This is a genomic window from Pseudoalteromonas lipolytica (assembly GCF_900116435.1).
GTDB classification, from domain to species: domain Bacteria; phylum Pseudomonadota; class Gammaproteobacteria; order Enterobacterales; family Alteromonadaceae; genus Pseudoalteromonas; species Pseudoalteromonas lipolytica.
Genome location: NZ_FPAZ01000032.1, coordinates 1 through 17285, shown reverse-complemented (window position 1 = coordinate 17285; position 17285 = coordinate 1). Strand labels below are relative to the sequence as shown.

Here is a 17285-nt window from a genome sequence, read left to right as displayed (position 1 = left end):
GGCCCGAAGGTCCCCCGCTTTGGTCCGAAGACATTATGCGGTATTAGCAGTCGTTTCCAACTGTTGTCCCCCACCATAAGGTACATTCCCAAGCATTACTCACCCGTCCGCCGCTCGTCAGCAGAGTAGCAAGCTACTCTCTGTTACCGCTCGACTTGCATGTGTTAGGCCTGCCGCCAGCGTTCAATCTGAGCCATGATCAAACTCTTCAATTAAAAGTTTTTTCTGTCCTTCCCATGAGGGAGCGGACATGCTCAATGAATTCTGAATTTATTTAACATCTTTCGATGTTGAATTGACTGTGCTGAAATAAGTAAACTTATTTCCGTTGGTCACTCACTTTCCATTAAAGGAAAAAACATTGAGACTCTAAATTTGTTTGTCTTACTACCTAAGTAGCTCGACTGTTAGAACTCAATCTGTACGAGTGCCCACACAGATGATTGCTTTATATTGTTAAAGAACGTTTCGAGTTGCTTTCGCGTCTCAAGGGATGCGTATAATACATCCTTAATTTTTCGAGTCAACACTTAATTTTAAACTTTCTTTCGAAGATTTAAAACCGAAGTTTTACTTAACTCTCAGCCACGTTGTTCAGCGTCTTTCGTTGCTGCCCGCCGTGTCAGTGAGGTCGCATTATAGGGAGATGGATTTTTTACGCAAGCACTTTTCTTACTATTTTTTAATTATTTTTAAATACGTTAGATACCCACTAAGTACCAACATCTTACCCACAAAACCCTGTGGATAACTCTGGTTTTTTAACAGAATTACTAAACTATCCCTCTATGTTGTGGTAAGTTGCGCCGCAGATTTTCCACTCGCTCACAAGGCATGTAAAATGACAGATATTATAAATAGTATAAGTGGCCTACTTTGGGGTCACATTCTGGTTTACCTATTAATAGCTGCGGGGCTATTTTTTACTCTTCGACTCGGTTTCATTCAATTCACCCAATTTCCCCATATGATCAAGGTTATGTTTCATAGCCGCCAAGGTTCAGGAGAAGGCATCTCCTCTTTTCAAGCTTTTTGTACTTCTTTAGCAGCTCGCGTTGGTACAGGTAATATGGCGGGTGTAGCAGTTGCACTTTATTTAGGGGGCGCAGGTGCTATTTTTTGGATGTGGTTGATTGCTTTAATTGGTATGGCAACCAGTTTTGCTGAAAGTACACTTGCGCAAGCTTATAAAACGGTCGATGAAGACGGTAACTTTCGAGGTGGTCCTGCTTATTATATGGAATACGGTTTAGGTAAACGTTGGATGGGCGTGATCTTTTCGCTGTGTTTGATCCTTGCCTTCGGCCTTGTATTTAATGCTGTACAATCTAACTCTATCGCTGCAGCGTTTGATGTCGCGTTTGGTATTCCAAAGTATATTGTCGGTATTACGCTTGTGCTTGGTTCAGGCATTATTATTTTTGGTGGTTTAAAGACAATTTCTCGATTCGCAGAGATGGTTGTTCCCTTTATGGCGCTTGCCTACTTACTCGTTGCACTTTATGTCTGTGCAATCAACTATGAATTATTACCTAATGTGTTTATGCATGTAATTAATAGTGCATTTGGACTTGAACAAGCAGGTGCAGGTGCTATTGGTTATGGCGTGATGCAAGCAATGATCCAAGGTATAAAACGTGGTTTGTTCTCAAATGAAGCAGGTATGGGTAGCGCCGCGAATGCTGCTGCAACAGCAACACCTAATCCGCCACACCCAGCTTCACAAGGTTATGTACAAATGCTTGGCGTCTTTGTTGATACCATTATTATATGTACAGCCACAGCGGCTCTTATTTTATTATCTCAACAATTAATCCCAGAATCAGGGGTTACGGGTATTGCACTGACACAAGCAGCACTTGAGGAGCATGTTGGAAGTTGGGGCGCAACCTTTGTTGCAATTGCGATTTTATTCTTTGCATTCACATCGATAGTTGCCAATTACTCATACGCTGAAACAAATCTATTATTTCTAGAACATAACCACGCTGCAGGTATAGTGATCTTCAGATTATTAGTGCTGGGTATGGTAATGTTTGGCGCACTTGGTGAGTTACCTATTGTCTGGACTCTCGCTGATATATCCATGGGCCTTATGGCTATCGTCAACGTTATTGCGTTATTTATGTTGTCAGGTGTCGTAATTTGGCTTGCTAAAGACTACAACACCCAACGTGAAGCGGGCAAGCTACCCACGTTTGATCCGTCACAAAACGAAAAATTAAATCAAACAATACCAAAAGGTGCTTGGCGTAAGTAAGCTTGATAGGTGTTTGCTTAATTTAGTGTCGTATTTTCAGGGAGCTGTTCAGCTCCCTTTTTTGATTCTGCAAGCTTTTCAAAAACCGTGAGTAAGAATGTAACTTGCTGTTCGGTTAACGTTACTTTTAGCTTTTCTGTTAACTGAGCTTTGACTTTTGTTTTAAGGGCTTGCTTTTGTTCTGCCGAAAATAGCGGCTGAGTTTGTTGTTGGTAAGATTGCACTGCCGTGAGCACTTCCATCACCACTTCATTGTCAAAATCAACAAGTGCTGTTTTCGCTTTTTCGAGAGCTTGTTCTGTTTTATCAAATGCCGTTGAGACTTTTTTGACTAACACACTGACTTCATGAATCTTCAGTACGTCATTGATGTTAGACATGATAATCGCAACCGGAATAAGAACAAGCGCAATGGCGAAACATACACCAAACACTGCGCCTACCCAAAACTGATTTAAACCACGTTTAAATTGTTCCATTATCTGTCCTTGATACTTTATGAATAATACCACTGATAATGTAAGGAAATTTAACGCATACATTAATCAAGTAGCCATAAACAAACTATAAAGCTATTTTGGAAATAACAAAACTAATTAGAGTAAATAAGGAAATAGAAATAAATATGAAATAGAGTAGATATAAACTTTGAAGTATAAATGGTGCCCGGGGCCGGACTTGAACCGGCACGTCCTTACGAACGAGGGATTTTAAATCCCTTGTGTCTACCAATTCCACCACCCGGGCATCGGGTTTGCTATTTAAAGCAAGTGGATAAAGCTAATATGGAGCGGCACACGAGGCTCGAACTCGTGACCTCAACCTTGGCAAGGTTGCGCTCTACCAACTGAGCTAGTGCCGCATCATATTAACTCTAAAGTTAAACTATTTTAAAACTACATTTGGTATTGTAGTTAACCACAAATGGTGCCCGGGGCCGGACTTGAACCGGCACGTCCTTACGAACGAGGGATTTTAAATCCCTTGTGTCTACCAATTCCACCACCCGGGCATCGGGTTTGCTATTTAAAGCAAGTGGATAAAGCTAATATGGAGCGGCACACGAGGCTCGAACTCGTGACCTCAACCTTGGCAAGGTTGCGCTCTACCAACTGAGCTAGTGCCGCATCATATTAACTCTAAAGTTAAACTATTTTAAAACTACATTTGGTATTGTAGTTAACCACAAATGGTGCCCGGGGCCGGACTTGAACCGGCACGTCCTTACGAACGAGGGATTTTAAATCCCTTGTGTCTACCAATTCCACCACCCGGGCATCGGGTTGCTCAAAGAGCGTGTGGAGTGTTGAATGGAGGCGGAACCCGGAGTCGAACCGAGGTGGACGGATTTGCAATCCGCTGCATGGCCACTCTGCCATTCCGCCAAATTAGATAATTGGAGCGGCACACGAGGCTCGAACTCGTGACCTCAACCTTGGCAAGGTTGCGCTCTACCAACTGAGCTAGTGCCGCTTTTCTTTATCTTGTGGGCTATGCCCTCTCAACACGGACGCATTCTACAGAGATTATTAAACGCGTCAATATAAAAAATGCGAGTTTTAAACTGTTTGCTTATTTTTTATCTAAAATGGTGTGTAATTATACGTTTAGGATCAATTTTTGGTCAATTCTGACCAAGCAGCAAACAAATATTGCAGCATCGAACTCAATGTTAAGAACGTGGCAATATATAAAAGTCCATAACTTAAATAAATCATCCAGGTATCAAACTGCCAAATAAGTCCGATTATCGCCAACATTTGTGCAGCTGTTTTGAACTTGCCCATATTAGATACAGCAACGTTATCTCGTTTGCCCTGCTCTGCCATCCATTCGCGTAAGGCAGAAATAACTATTTCACGGCTAATGATAACAAGTGCGGGAATCGTCATATATAAATTCTGATAATGACTAGATAATGCCACTAATGCAGCACAGACCATTACTTTATCGGCAACAGGGTCTAAGAATGCACCAAAAGGTGTAGACTGATTTAAACGGCGTGCTAAATAGCCATCAAGAATATCAGTAATTGATGCAAGCCAAAAAACAAACGCGGCCGCGAAAAACGCCCATGAATAAGGTAAATAAAATATCACCAAAAAAATGGGGATAAGAAAAAGTCTAAAGGTTGTGAGTGTGTTTGGAATATTCCACATAACTACTTGGAGATGTCTTTTTTTCTATATTCGCATGAAGGCTACGCCTTGTCATGCAAATGATTAAATATCTTTTCAGCCATTTCAGGGCTGATCCCAGGAACTTGTTTTAGTTGTTCTATATTAGCAGCTTTTACCCCTTGCATGCCCCCTAAATATTTTAATAATGATTGTCGGCGCTTTTGCCCCACACCATTTATTTCTTCAAGTAATGATTGAGTCCGCTGTTTCTGACGCTTATTACGATGTCCTGCAATTGCGAAACGGTGTGATTCATCGCGAATATGTTGGATCAAATGAAGTGCCGGCGCATCTGAATCAAGCGGAATAGTCTTCCTACCGCCGTCAATCAATAAGGTTTCTAAACCGGGCTTACGGCTCGTGCCTTTTGCTACGCCAACTAACAGTGGCATTTTGCTATGGGGCCAATTTTCAAAATATTGCTCAGCACGCGATAATTGCCCCTTACCACCATCAATAAAGATAACATCTGGGATCTTGTCTTCATCAACAACTTTGTTATAACGCTTGTTTAACGCAAACTCCATGGCGGCATAGTCATCACCGCCAGTAATACCCGTCACATTAAAGCGACGATACTCTTTATTATTTGGCCCTTGTGAGTCAAACACGACACAACTTGCTACTGTGTTTTCACCCATTGTATGGCTGATATCAAAACACTCCATGCGATTAATGTCGTCAAGCCGAAGTGTTTCTTTTAATTGCGCATAACGCTTGTTAATTGAGTCTTGCGTGCTTTGTTTTACACTTATGCTGTTAAGCGCATTCTTATTTGCAAGCTTTAAGTATTGCGCTCTCTCACCTCGATTCGCTACTTTCAAGGTGACTTTACGCTCTGAAATTGTGGTAAGCGCATTACTCAATGGCTCACTTTCTTCAATAGCAAACGGCAAAATGATTTCTTTTGCAATTCGCCCTGTTGCACCCGGTGCTAAATAGTATTGCCCTAAGAAGGAGGTGAGAATTTCTTCTTGCCCTGAATCCTTAGGGACTTTAGGAAAATAAGTCTTACTGCCTAATACTTTATGATCGCGGATCATTAATAAATGTACGGCATTTAAACCGTTTAAATGTGCAAAGCCCACCACATCCATTTCAGCATGATTACCTGAAATAGATTGTTGCTCTTGCATTTTTCTAAGCAACAAAATTTGGTCACGTACTTTAGCAGCCAGTTCAAACTTTAGTGCTTTACTGGCCTGTTCCATTTTTGTAATTAAATCGGCAATAACTTCATGTGACTTGCCAAGTAGAAACTTACGAACAAAGTCGACTTCTTGACTGTACTCTTCATCAGATACTTTGTTGACACAAGGTGCAGAACAGCGTTTTAACTGATACTGAAGGCATGGGCGACTTCGTGCACGATAATAGGCATCTTCACATTGACGAACAGGAAAGATTTTTTGCATTAGCCGTAAGCTTTCTGATACCGCACCCGCACTTGGAAAAGGACCGAAGTACTCACCTTTAATTTTGCGACTACCACGATGAAACGCCAAACGGGGATGTTTATGATTTGTCAGTAAAATATACGGATACGATTTGTCATCTCGCAGTAAAATATTATAGCGAGGCTGATATTTTTTTATAAGGTTGTTTTCGAGAAGAAGAGCCTCAGTTTCTGTATTCGTCAGGGTAACTTCAATGCCACAGATATTGCTAACTAATACACGCGTTTTACTGTCTGTTACATTGCTGCGAAAATAACTTGTAACACGCTTTTTGAGGTTCTTTGCCTTACCGACATAAATAACTTGCCCTTCACTATCAAGCATTCGGTATACACCGGGTTCGCTTGATAGTGTTTTAAGAAAACGGGCGGAATCGAAATCAGACATTGAGCAAATTAATGCGAGCTATCAATGTCGATCATTTTATGACGTATCGCCAAATGGGTTAACTCAACATCGCCACCCACATTTAGCTTTTCAAACATACGATAGCGATAGCTATTGACTGTTTTAGAGCTGAGGTTTAAACGCTCTGCGATATCTTGTGCTTTTTCACCTTTGGTGATCATAAGCATAATTTGCAGTTCACGCTCAGATAAACTTTGGAAAGGGTTTTCATCAGTACGACCGCTAACTTGCGCAAGAGCAATCTGCTGGGCAATTTCAGGCGCAATATAACGCTGACCCGCATTAACAGCACGAATGGCATTCACCATTTCATCAGACCCAGCCCCTTTGGTTAGATAACCATGGGCACCAATTTGCATTACTTTACTTGGGAATGGATCTTCACAATGTACAGTAAGCACAATAATTTTCACATCAGGGCAGTAACGACAAATTTTCTTCGTCGCTTCTAAGCCGCCAATACCTGGCATATTCATGTCCATTAACACGATATCAGGTGAGTTTTGACGGCAAAATTGCACCGCTTCTTCACCGGTTTTAGCTTCACCCACCACTTTAAAACCACGAACATCATCAAGTATACGTCTGATCCCTGTCCGTACAAGCTCATGGTCATCAACTAAAAGTACATTAATCAATGGAACACCCTCAAATAACCCAAATATATGCTTTTGCACTATTTAATGTGCCACATTAGCACAGAAGAAGTGAAACGATAAATCAAAATATCGTTTCACTCGTTAATTTTACGCAGCGGCTTTCTCGCTAAAGCGATCAACCCACAACGCAATGATACCATCGCCTGTTACATTACAGGCAGTACCAAAACTGTCTTGCGCTAAATAAAGGGCAATCATTAATGCCACTGCACCTTCATTAAAACCGAGCATACTTGTTAACAAGCCTAACGCAGACATCACTGCACCGCCTGGTGCACCCGGTGCTGCAATCATTACAACGCCTAACATCATAATAAATGGCAACATACCAAACAATGACGGCACATCCATATTAGGTGATAAAAACATGACAGCCATCGCACAGGTAACGATTGTAATCGTCGAACCTGATAAATGAATGGTTGCACATAGAGGCACAGTAAAGTTTGCAACATCTTCTTTCACATTGTTTGCTTTACTTGAGCGTAACGAAACTGGAATCGTCGCCGCGCTCGACATTGTACCTAAAGCAGTAAAATAAGCTGGCAGCATATTTTTTACAAGCTCTAATGGGTTACGCTTTAATAATAAACCAGTTGTTACATATAAAACGGTTAGCCATAACCAATGCATTATAAGTGCGGCAAGTAACACAATACCGAAGGTTTGAAGGGTATCAACGACGGTACCAGCCACTGTCATTTCAGCAAACACACCAGCAATATAAAATGGTAATGCTGGAATAATTACTTTCGCCAACAAGCCATCAATAACATCGCGACCTTGATCTGACACTTTCTTTAAAGTATCTAGCTGCAACTGGCTCATACCAATACCAAACACAAATGCGGTTGCAAGCGCGGTCATCACACCCATTAACGGCGGAATTTCTAGATCAATAAAGCTACCCACTTCTGTGGCAACTTCAGCTTCAAATGTTAAGCCACCATCAAATAATGGGATCATGGCACTCACGAGTAAAAATGCCAATGTGCCAGCAATGATGGTAGAGCCATAGGCAAAGCCAACTGTTTTGCCAAGTAAGTGGCCCGAGCCTTTTGGCAAACCAGCAATACCTGATGCAATAAAAAATAAAATAATCAGCGGAATCGTAAAGGTGATCAACTGACCAATAATTTCTTTTGCTGTATAAAGGAGTTCAACACCCGTTAGTGGCACATACAAGCCCACTAAAATACCGGCAACAATACCGGCAATTAATTTAAGAATTAACTTCATAACGATCACTTCTTTTTTTTGGTGGTAACCTTTTACCACGTTTTGATTTACTTTTGTTATAAAACAGCCAAATTTGTGTTTGATTGCCTAATTTACCACCACGATTATCCTGAATCTAATTTGAACGTGAATATATGCACCCTATCGCGTTGCATTTGTTAACAAACTCGTAAATTAATAACATGCGCGCAGTTTTGAATACCAAAAATAGTACTTATGTATAAATCAATTTTAAGTGTGGCCCTTTTGTGTGCGCCTTTTACAAGCTTGGCGACTAGCCTACCCATTCAACTTCCGTTTATTGCTGAATCCGCAACAGTTGATGGTCAACTGGATGAACCTAGTTGGCAGCAAGCCAGAAAAATAGTAATCGATAATGTCACTTGGCCTTACGAGAATGCTAAGAGCCCAGTCACTACCTTTGCCTATGTTTATGAAGATGGCGAAACTTTATACATAGGTTTTGAAGCAAACGATCCGAACCCTGAACTTATTCGCGCTTTTTACCGTGACCGTGATGCTGCATGGAATGATGACCTAGTCGGCCTAAAAATAGATTCATATAATAATTCGCAGCTTGCTTATCAATTTTTTATTAATCCATTAGGTGTGCAACAAGACTCCATTGAAAATGAGCTCACGAAACATGAAAGCTCTTCATGGGATGGTATTTGGGATAGCGAAGGCGTTATTCATGACCGTGGTTATACCGTTGAAGTGGCTATTCCACTTCGCGTACTTAACTTCGATGACAGCATTAAAACCAAAACCATGGCTATGGAGTTTGTCAGGTTCTTACCACGCAGCGAACGTTTGCGTATTTCTAATATGAAAATTGACCACGGCAATAACTGCTGGATTTGCCAAATGCCAAGCTATCAAGGTTTTGAAGAAGCCAAACAAGGGAATAACGTGGCCGTGATCCCCTCTATTGTATTAGGCAAAAATGAAACCCGAGAGATAGAGAATGCTCATATTGATGAATGGGAAAGTGAAAACACCACCGAAGCAAGCTTAGATTTGAAATGGGGTATAACACCCGATATCACATTAAATGCCACTATTAATCCTGACTTTTCACAAGTTGAGGCCGATGTAGCGCAGTTAAGTGTTAACAACAACTTTAGCTTGTTCTTTCCTGAAAAGCGGGCATTTTTTCTTGATAATGCAGACTACTTTGCTTCAACACTCAATTTAATCCACACCCGTAATATTGCTCAACCTGATTACGGCACAAAAATAACGGGTAGCAAAAATGGTCATACTTTCGCAGGCTTTATAGCCAACGACAATCAAACCAATGTGCTGATCCCTGGCAACTTGGGCTCGTCACTTGTCTCTCTGGATAGTAAAAGTGAGAACGGTGCTTTGCGCTATCGATACGATTTTGAATCAGGTTTGTCATTAGGCTCAACAGCCACACACCGTCAGAGTGATGACTACAAAAACACGGTGTACAGCATCGACAGCAAATATAAACCAACGGTGAACGACACGTTTCTCGTACAAGTCCTGAAGTCGGAAACTCAGTACAGTCAAACATTTATCGATGAGCTTTGCGATGGCAATAACTGCACACAGCCAGAACAAGTGACATGTGAAATCAATCGCGACTGTGATTATAACGAAGGAGTTTTACGGGTACTCAACCAACAGGAGCAATCAGGGAACGGTTACTTTGTAAAATACCAACACGACGAAAAATATTGGCGTGCGTTTGCAGACTATAATTACCGCGATGCCGACTTACGCGCTGATTTAGGTTTTATTTCACAAGTTGATTTTAAAAAATTTACCACCGGTGGTGAATACCGCTGGTATGGCGATAAAGGTAATTGGTGGAATCGAGCTAACCTTTATGCCGATTGGGATATTACACATAACGAGAATAACGAACTACTTGAGAAGGAAGCGCAGTCAAGTTTTTCAGTCAGTGGCCCATTACAAAGCTTCTTTGAGTTATCAGTTGAACATCGAAACCGCAGAGGGCTTCGTCATGACAAGTCACGACTAGACATAGATGACAACACGGATCTATTTAGCGAAAACGGCATTGGCTTTTACAGTGACTTTAAGCCACAGGCAGGTTTGTTTGCCTCTCTATATATGTATACCGGAAATGCAGTCGATTTAGCGAATAACCGTGTTGGTGAAAAGCTGCATATTCGCCCTGTTCTAAATATGAACTTAGGTAAGCACTTTGAAGTACGATTACGTCATACATACGAACAACTAGAAGCTGATGGTAGCGATGTTTTCACTGCTAATTTAAGCGATGTACGTTTGACTTACCAATTTAACGTCAATAGCTTTTTACGTCTCGCTGTTATTTACACAGACCTAGAGCGCAATCAAGCTAACTATCAAGACGACGTAGACAGCCAATACAAAAAGCTCGCCACACAATTACTGTATTCATACAAATTGAACCCACAAACAGTCTTTTTTGCTGGCTATTCTGATAATGGCTACCAAGATGATGAACTGTCATCAATCACCCAAGAACAACGAACCTTATTTGCTAAGTTCAGCTACGCTTGGTTATTGTAGACTCATTGAGGGCACTCAAACGAAGTGCCCTTTTTTTCCTTTAGTTTTAAAGCTTATTCCTAAATGCTATAAGCCTATTCGCTATATGTTATAGCCAAACTTTACTTTCGTTTTTTATTAGGCGAAGTAAAGTGTGACTATTACAGATCGATAGCCTAAGCTATTTGATCCCGATTGAATAAATTGCTTCCAAGGGAACATTATGTCTAACATTTTTGAAGATAATTCATTAACGATTGGTAACACACCAATTGTAAAGCTTAACCGCGTTACCACAGGTAATGTGTTTGCTAAAGTAGAATCACGTAACCCGAGCTTCAGTGTTAAATGCCGTATCGGCGCTTCAATGATCTGGGAAGCTGAAAAGTCTGGCGTTTTAACAAAAGACAAAGAGTTAATTGAACCTACATCTGGTAATACGGGTATTGCATTAGCATTCGTAGCCGCTTCTCGTGGTTACAAATTAACTCTGACTATGCCAAATACAATGAGCTTAGAACGTCGTAAGCTATTAAAAGCATTGGGTGCAAACCTTGTGTTAACCGATGGTGCTAAGGGGATGAATGGCGCAATTGAAAAAGCGAAAGAAATTCAAGCGAGCGAGCCTGAAAAGTACATTCTTTTACAACAATTCGAAAATCCAGCCAACCCTAAAATCCACTTTGAAACCACGGGCCCTGAGATCTATGATGCAATGGATGGAAAAATCGATATCTTCGTAGCTGGTGTAGGCACGGGCGGTACAATCACTGGCGTGAGTCGTTACCTTAAGCTTGAAAAAGGCCTAAATGTGCAATCTGTTGCTGTTGAGCCAACAAATTCACCTGTTATCAGCCAAACGCTTGCTGGTGAAGAAATCAAACCAGGCCCTCATAAAATTCAAGGTATCGGAGCCGGCTTCATCCCGGGCAACTTAGATTTAGAAGTTGTCGATTCAGCGGAGCAAGTATCAAATGAAGATGCGATTGCAATGGCACATGAATTGATGAAAAACGAAGGGATTTTAGTCGGGATTTCTTCTGGTGCAGCGGTTGTTGCAGCTAAACGTTTAGCTGAAAAACCAGAAAATGTAGGTAAAAATGTTGTCGTTATTTTACCAAGTGCAACAGAGCGTTACTTATCTAGCCCATTGTTTGCAGAAGAATTTAGCGACAAAGAATTAGTACAGTAATCACACACTCAAAATCAAAAAAAAAGGATGCATGTGCATCCTTTTTTATTACATAAAATTCAATATTATCCAATAAATTTACTGAGTTAACTTTACATCACTGCCATTTCGTCACACACTTAAAGTTATCTTGAACTGCCAAACAATAACAATGAAAAAAATACTCTTTATTTGTGCTCTATTAAGTGGCGTGCTGCTGTTCGGTTGCGGCTCTGAAGATTCTCCAAAAGGTGAAAAGAACACACCAGGAAACACGGCAACCTTATATTTCGATGCCCTTTATAATCAAAAAGATTTCGATCTTGCAATGCAATATGCCACCCCTAAAATGGCGCGCATTATGAAATCTTACGGCACAGCAAGCCAATTTTCGCGTAACCTTATTAATATGCAATACGATGAAGTCGTGATTGAAGTCGATATGACAAATATGAGTCTACGCGAACAGTACGGTGATAAAGCGAATATAAACCTAATATTTACCGGCTACTTTAATGGTAAGAAAATAGATGATATGCGCAGTGTTCAAATGATACGTAAAAAGAGCAATTGGTATATCGAAAAAATTAATCCAGACCCATTTGCACGATAAATAACGTTTAAAAAAGCCTTGCTCTAGCAAGGCTTTTTTATGCTATGAGCTACAGCTCTCCGGGGGCAAAGTTATCAACAGCAATGGCTCGTTTTCGCAGCGCATTTGCTTCATTCATTCGCTCAACAACCGTGTCGTTAATCAAGTTTTTCTCTGCCGCTGCCGCTATCGCATCTTCAAGCTCTAAATTACGGCCAATGGTGCCCTCTTTTTGCCACTTGCGCAGCTGCTTGAAGTCTTCATGAGTATCAATCATCGCCATAAAGGCATTTTCCATCACACCCGTCCCCGCATTCTCATCTACATAGCACAAGTGTGTTAACCTATCTCTGAACACCCCAGGCTTACTCATGTGCTCACACATAGTTTGCGCCAGCTCATCACTTGGGCGGTGATAATGGTTGCCTAATGGAAACACAATACGTTTAAGTAAAAAGTTCACTACAGGGTTTGAGAAGTTTTTGAAAAAGCCATCAAATGCTTGGCCAATACTAAACAGTGAATGTTCCACTGCGTATTGAACAAACGGTAAATCGGCCTGTTGACGCCCTTCATCTTCGTAACGTTTAAGCACACAAGAAGCTAAATACAGGTGGCTTAGAACATCGCCTAAGCGTGCTGAAATCATTTCTTTGCGCTTTAACTCGCCGCCTAAAACTAACATCGCTACATCGGTGCAAAACGCTAAGCCTCGGCTCATGCGCCCTAATTGCTTATAATACACAGAAGTGGCACCACTCACAGGCGCTTTGGCAAAATAACTACGCGTTAAACCGTGTACAAAAGCCATCCCCGCATTACTGCCAGCAAACAAAATATGCTGTAGTAGTAGCGCGTCGAACTCTTTTAACGCTAAGTCGTGATCTTCCATTGCAGCAGCTTCCATTTCTTTAAGTACAAATGGATGACAGCGGGTTGCGCCCTGACCAAAAATCATTAAATTACGGGTAAGAATATTAGCGCCTTCTACCGTAATAGACACTGGGATCCCCATATAACCATGAGCTAGATAGTTATTAGGCCCGACTTGAATTCCCTTGCCTGAATGAATATCCATTGCGTCGTTCATTACTGTACGACCCATTTCTGTCATATGGTATTTGGCAATCGCAGTGACTACCGAAGGGCTCAATTTTAAATCAATGGCTCCTGCGGTCATGAGTCGAGCAGACTCAAGCGTGTAAGTTAACCCGCCGATGCGTGCCAAAGCCTCTTGCACTCCTTCAAATTGACCAATAGAGACACCAAACTGTTGACGAACAGTGGCATAGGCAGATGTCATCCGTGAAGCTAAATGCCCGGTTGCTGTGCTTAAGGCGGGTAACGAAATACCGCGGCCTGCGCTTAAGCATTCAACCAACATACGCCAACCTCGTCCTGCACCCTGCTTTCCACCAATAATCCAATCAAGCGGAATAAATACATCTTTACCATACGTGGTGCCATTCATAAACGCCATATTCAATGGATAGTGGCGCTCACCTGTTTGCACGCCTTCGTGGTCGGTTGGAATTAACGCACACGTAATGCCCAGCTCTTTTTTATCACCTAGTAAACCATCGGGGTCATACATTTTAAACGCGAGCCCCAACACGGTCGCAATCGGTGCAAGCGTAATGTATCGTTTCGACCAGTTAAGTTTTAAACCAATGACTTCTTCGCCATTAAACTCACCTTTACACACGACACCCGTATCAGGAATACTCCCTGCATCTGAGCCGGCCTCAGGTCCTGTTAATGCAAAGCATGGCACATCATCACCTTTTGCAAGGCTTGGTAACCAACGCTCTTGCTGCTCTTTTGTACCGTAATGAAGCAGTAATTCTCCCGGTCCTAAGCTATTAGGAACCATAACCGTCACAGCGGCTGTTAGACTCTTAGTGGCAATTTTAGACACAATGGTCGAGTTAGCAATTGCCGAAAATTCACGACCACCAAACTTCTCTGGAATGATCAGTGCAAAGAAACCTTCTTTTTTCAGGTAATCCCATACTTCTTTAGGCAGGTCTTTATCTTTTTGAACAATTTGATAATCGTCGAGCATTGCCAGCAAGGTTTCTACTTGCTCAGCTAAAAATGTACGTTCTTTTTCGCTCAACTCAGGCTTGGGAAAGCGATGTAGCTTTTGCCAATCAGGGTTACCACTAAATAACTCACCATCCCACCAAACATCACCCGCTTCCATTGCTTCGCGCTCTGTTTGAGATAAAGGCGGTAATACCCTTTTAAACATACTAAATGTAGGTCGCGTGATCAGGTTTATGCGAATATCTTTCACAGCAAAAATCACAATTACAGCAACCAGTAACAGAATAATTACAGTAGTCATTGTGCAATCCTTTTATTTTAATCAACTGCCTCAAGTATGACTGATCGTGCCATAAATACAACGTGTCAAATCGTAACGGTGACTCAATTCGGCTCTTCGCTTGTTCTTTTTTTCGACACTGCTATTATGCCACTACCATACTAAAACTACTGACACATCAGAGCTCAGCCAGTAGTTCGATAACAATAACATTCTTTAGGGAAAAACTATGAAGACTCCATTTAAGCTCAGTGTAAGTGCTGTAATGGTCGCAAGTGCGTTGGCACTTTCTGGCTGTAACGACGAAGCGCCTACTGCGAAAACAACGACCACGCAAACACCACCCCAAGCAACAGCACAAGATGCAGATAAATTTATCGCAGAAACAGAAAAAGAATTAAGTGCACTGTTTTTAGAATCGAGCCGTGCTGAATGGATTTACGCAAACTTCATTACTCATGACAGTGCTGAGTTATCAGCAGAAGTTAATCGAAAAATGACTGAATCGGTTGTGCGACTCGCTAACGAAGCAGCCAAGTTTGACAGTATAGAGCTTGATTACGATGCGCGCCGAAAACTCGATAAACTAAAGCTAGCTCTCACATTGCCTGCACCTCAAGATGCAGCAAAAACTGCTAAGTTATCACAGCTTGTGGCTGAACTTGGCGGTATTTATGGTAAAGGGAAATATTGTAAAGAAGAGGGAAATTGCTTAAGCCTAGGTGAAATGACCGCCAAAATGGCCACTAGCCGAGACTACAACGAACTACTCGATTTATGGCAAGGTTGGCGACAAGTATCAAAACCTATGCGCCCGTTGTATGAACAACAGGTTGTGCTAACCAATGAAGGCGCTAAAGAGCTAGGTTACGCAGATACAGGTGCAATGTGGCGAAGCAAGTACGATATGCCTGCTGATGATTTTGCCAAAGAACTCGACCGTATTTGGGGTCAAGTTAAACCACTTTACGAATCGCTTCATTGTCACGTTCGTGCAAAACTGGGTGAACAATATGGTGAAGATAAAGTACCCCAAGACCAACCAATCCCAGCACACCTATTAGGTAACATGTGGGCACAAACGTGGGGCAATATCTATGATGTTGTTGCGCCTGAAAACGCAGATCCTGGTTACGATGTGACAGCATTGCTTGCTGAACACGATTACGATGAACTGAAAATGGTTCGCGGTGCAGAAAAATTCTTTACATCAATGGGATTCGCACCACTTCCTGACACGTTCTATGAACGTTCATTATTTATAAAGCCTCGTGATCGTGATGTGTTGTGTCATGCCTCTGCATGGAACATCGATAGTAAAGACGATTTACGAATTAAAATGTGTATTCAACGCACAGGCGAAGAATTCTCAACTATTCACCACGAGTTAGGGCATAACTTTTATCAACGTGCCTACAACACTCAACCGGTTTATTATCAAGAAAGTGCGAACGATGGTTTCCATGAAGCAATTGGCGACACCATTGCCCTCTCGGTAACGCCGGGTTACTTGAAAGAAATAGGCCTGTTAAATGAAGTGCCTGATGAGTCTAAAGATATTGGGCTATTAATGAAAATGGCTCTTGAGAAAGTCGCCTTCATTCCATTCGGCCTGCTTGTCGACCAATGGCGCTGGAAGGTATTCTCTGGCGAAGTAACACCTGAAAACTATAATAAAGCATGGTGGGAGTTACGTGAGAAATATCAAGGTGTGCAAGCGCCAATCGCTCGAAGTGAATCAGACTTTGATCCCGGTGCAAAATACCATGTTCCAGGTAATGTGCCTTATACACGTTATTTCTTAGCCCATATTTTACAGTTTGATTTCCACAGAAGCCTTTGTGAAATTGCAGGCAACGAAGAAGCCATCCATCGCTGTTCTGTGTATAACTCTAAAGAGGCTGGAGAGAAACTAAATGCAATGCTTGAAATGGGCTCGAGTCGTCCATGGCAAGAAGCACTTGCCACCATTACCGGTAAAGAACAAATGGATGCCACTGCAATCTTAGATTACTTTGCACCATTACAAAAATACCTTGATGAACAAAATAAAGACCGTGAGTGCGGTTGGTAAACAACCTAAAGCAAAAAGCCCGCATATGCGTAATGCCAGTCAGTTAAGAGCTGACTGGCATTTTCTTTTGTAAGGATACTTATTTGGTTTCCTTCTTATCACCCTTGGATAATGCCTGTCTGGTAGCCTATCGGGTAAGATAAACAACCTAAGTGTTGTCAGTAACTCATCATAATGAACAGGTAACTTACTTGCACTATGTATTGGCGTAAACATGAAGAAAGCGATTACCTGCCGCATAGATTGGCTAAAGCTTAATTGAGTAGGCAAGATATCTTCTTCTTTAGTTGCATCAAGCATGATTATGCGTATTAAGTTGTAAGCGAGTAGTAACCCCCATAACTCTTGGCGTACCATGTCTGGCTTCTTACTACGTAATGTATGTTT

General features: G+C 41.6%; 11 protein-coding genes, 7 tRNA genes, 1 rRNA gene and 1 pseudogene. 5 read left to right on the top strand and 15 right to left on the bottom strand.

Annotated features, from left to right (window positions below):
• A 16S ribosomal RNA gene (locus BM378_RS19975) occupies nt 1-215 on the bottom strand; the annotation flags it as partial.
• A gap of 626 nt (nt 216-841) precedes the next feature.
• On the opposite strand from BM378_RS19975, the gene BM378_RS19970 reads away from it, so the two are divergent.
• Nucleotides 842-2260 carry an alanine/glycine:cation symporter family protein gene (locus BM378_RS19970; protein WP_074989867.1) on the top strand — a complete coding sequence of 473 codons (1419 nt, stop codon included), beginning with the start codon at nt 842-844 and terminating at the stop codon, nt 2258-2260.
• Nucleotides 2261-2277: 17 nt separating this feature from the next.
• On the opposite strand, the gene BM378_RS19965 is transcribed toward BM378_RS19970, so the two are convergent.
• The 12 genes from BM378_RS19965 to BM378_RS19910 form a co-directional block, all read right to left on the bottom strand.
• Nucleotides 2278-2739: a hypothetical protein gene (locus tag BM378_RS19965; protein WP_036969311.1), complete on the bottom strand. Its 462-nt coding sequence runs from the start codon at nt 2737-2739 to the stop codon at nt 2278-2280.
• A 181-nt stretch (nt 2740-2920) separates the two neighbouring features.
• Nucleotides 2921-3007: transfer RNA gene (locus tag BM378_RS19960), tRNA-Leu, on the bottom strand.
• Between the two features lie 39 nt (nt 3008-3046).
• Nucleotides 3047-3122: transfer RNA gene (locus BM378_RS19955), tRNA-Gly, on the bottom strand.
• A gap of 63 nt (nt 3123-3185) precedes the next feature.
• Nucleotides 3186-3272, bottom strand: a tRNA-Leu gene (locus BM378_RS19950).
• 39 nt (nt 3273-3311) lie between these two features.
• A tRNA-Gly gene (locus BM378_RS19945) sits at nt 3312-3387 on the bottom strand.
• A 63-nt stretch (nt 3388-3450) separates the two neighbouring features.
• A tRNA-Leu gene (locus BM378_RS19940) sits at nt 3451-3537 on the bottom strand.
• A gap of 34 nt (nt 3538-3571) precedes the next feature.
• Nucleotides 3572-3645: transfer RNA gene (locus BM378_RS19935), tRNA-Cys, on the bottom strand.
• A gap of 12 nt (nt 3646-3657) precedes the next feature.
• Nucleotides 3658-3733, bottom strand: a tRNA-Gly gene (locus BM378_RS19930).
• Between the two features lie 140 nt (nt 3734-3873).
• The gene (pgsA, locus tag BM378_RS19925) at nt 3874-4419 is read right to left on the bottom strand and encodes a CDP-diacylglycerol--glycerol-3-phosphate 3-phosphatidyltransferase (RefSeq protein WP_036969313.1); all 546 of its coding nucleotides are present in this window, start codon (nt 4417-4419) and stop codon (nt 3874-3876) included.
• A 41-nt stretch (nt 4420-4460) separates the two neighbouring features.
• Nucleotides 4461-6284 carry an excinuclease ABC subunit UvrC gene (uvrC, locus tag BM378_RS19920; protein WP_074989866.1) on the bottom strand — a complete coding sequence of 608 codons (1824 nt, stop codon included), beginning with the start codon at nt 6282-6284 and terminating at the stop codon, nt 4461-4463.
• Nucleotides 6285-6292: 8 nt separating this feature from the next.
• Nucleotides 6293-6943, bottom strand: a complete 651-nt coding sequence (gene uvrY / locus BM378_RS19915) for a UvrY/SirA/GacA family response regulator transcription factor (protein WP_036971600.1) — start codon at nt 6941-6943, stop codon at nt 6293-6295.
• A gap of 108 nt (nt 6944-7051) precedes the next feature.
• Complete coding sequence (locus BM378_RS19910; protein WP_036971603.1) at nt 7052-8203, bottom strand: dicarboxylate/amino acid:cation symporter; 1152 nt, start codon at nt 8201-8203, stop codon at nt 7052-7054.
• A gap of 216 nt (nt 8204-8419) precedes the next feature.
• Between BM378_RS19910 and BM378_RS19905 the strand changes: the two genes are divergently transcribed.
• The 3 genes from BM378_RS19905 to BM378_RS19895 all read left to right on the top strand — a co-directional run bounded on the left by BM378_RS19905 (nt 8420) and on the right by BM378_RS19895 (nt 12516).
• A complete protein-coding gene (locus BM378_RS19905) occupies nt 8420-10753 on the top strand; it encodes a carbohydrate binding family 9 domain-containing protein (protein ID WP_074989865.1) in 2334 nt (777 codons plus the stop codon).
• Nucleotides 10754-10955: 202 nt separating this feature from the next.
• Nucleotides 10956-11924, top strand: a complete 969-nt coding sequence (cysK, locus tag BM378_RS19900; protein WP_074989864.1) for a cysteine synthase A — start codon at nt 10956-10958, stop codon at nt 11922-11924.
• A gap of 151 nt (nt 11925-12075) precedes the next feature.
• Nucleotides 12076-12516 (top strand): hypothetical protein, encoded by a 441-nt coding sequence (locus tag BM378_RS19895; protein WP_074989863.1) that lies wholly within the window; start codon nt 12076-12078, stop codon nt 12514-12516.
• A 49-nt stretch (nt 12517-12565) separates the two neighbouring features.
• Here BM378_RS19895 and BM378_RS19890 read toward each other — a convergent pair whose 3' ends face one another.
• Nucleotides 12566-14845, bottom strand: coding sequence for an acyl-CoA dehydrogenase (locus BM378_RS19890; RefSeq protein ID WP_036969322.1), 2280 nt, complete (start codon nt 14843-14845; stop codon nt 12566-12568).
• Between the two features lie 208 nt (nt 14846-15053).
• On the opposite strand from BM378_RS19890, the gene BM378_RS19885 reads away from it, so the two are divergent.
• Nucleotides 15054-16898 (top strand): M2 family metallopeptidase, encoded by a 1845-nt coding sequence (locus BM378_RS19885; protein ID WP_074989862.1) that lies wholly within the window; start codon nt 15054-15056, stop codon nt 16896-16898.
• A gap of 39 nt (nt 16899-16937) precedes the next feature.
• Here BM378_RS19885 and BM378_RS20500 read toward each other — a convergent pair.
• Nucleotides 16938-17285 (bottom strand): annotated as a pseudogene (locus BM378_RS20500) (IS4 family transposase); the annotation flags it as partial.

Excerpts from the sequence above, each read along its gene's own strand:
- BM378_RS19970 (WP_074989867.1), top strand. The coding sequence starts at position 842 with ATGACAGATATTATAAATAGTATAAGTGGCCTACTTTGGGGTCACATT.
- BM378_RS19965 (WP_036969311.1), bottom strand. The coding sequence starts at position 2,739 with ATGGAACAATTTAAACGTGGTTTAAATCAGTTTTGGGTAGGCGCAGTG.
- pgsA (WP_036969313.1), bottom strand. The coding sequence starts at position 4,419 with ATGTGGAATATTCCAAACACACTCACAACCTTTAGACTTTTTCTTATC.
- uvrC (WP_074989866.1), bottom strand. The coding sequence starts at position 6,284 with ATGTCTGATTTCGATTCCGCCCGTTTTCTTAAAACACTATCAAGCGAA.
- BM378_RS19910 (WP_036971603.1), bottom strand. The coding sequence starts at position 8,203 with ATGAAGTTAATTCTTAAATTAATTGCCGGTATTGTTGCCGGTATTTTA.
- BM378_RS19905 (WP_074989865.1), top strand. The coding sequence starts at position 8,420 with ATGTATAAATCAATTTTAAGTGTGGCCCTTTTGTGTGCGCCTTTTACA.
- cysK (WP_074989864.1), top strand. The coding sequence starts at position 10,956 with ATGTCTAACATTTTTGAAGATAATTCATTAACGATTGGTAACACACCA.
- BM378_RS19895 (WP_074989863.1), top strand. The coding sequence starts at position 12,076 with ATGAAAAAAATACTCTTTATTTGTGCTCTATTAAGTGGCGTGCTGCTG.
- BM378_RS19890 (WP_036969322.1), bottom strand. The coding sequence starts at position 14,845 with ATGACTACTGTAATTATTCTGTTACTGGTTGCTGTAATTGTGATTTTT.
- BM378_RS19885 (WP_074989862.1), top strand. The coding sequence starts at position 15,054 with ATGAAGACTCCATTTAAGCTCAGTGTAAGTGCTGTAATGGTCGCAAGT.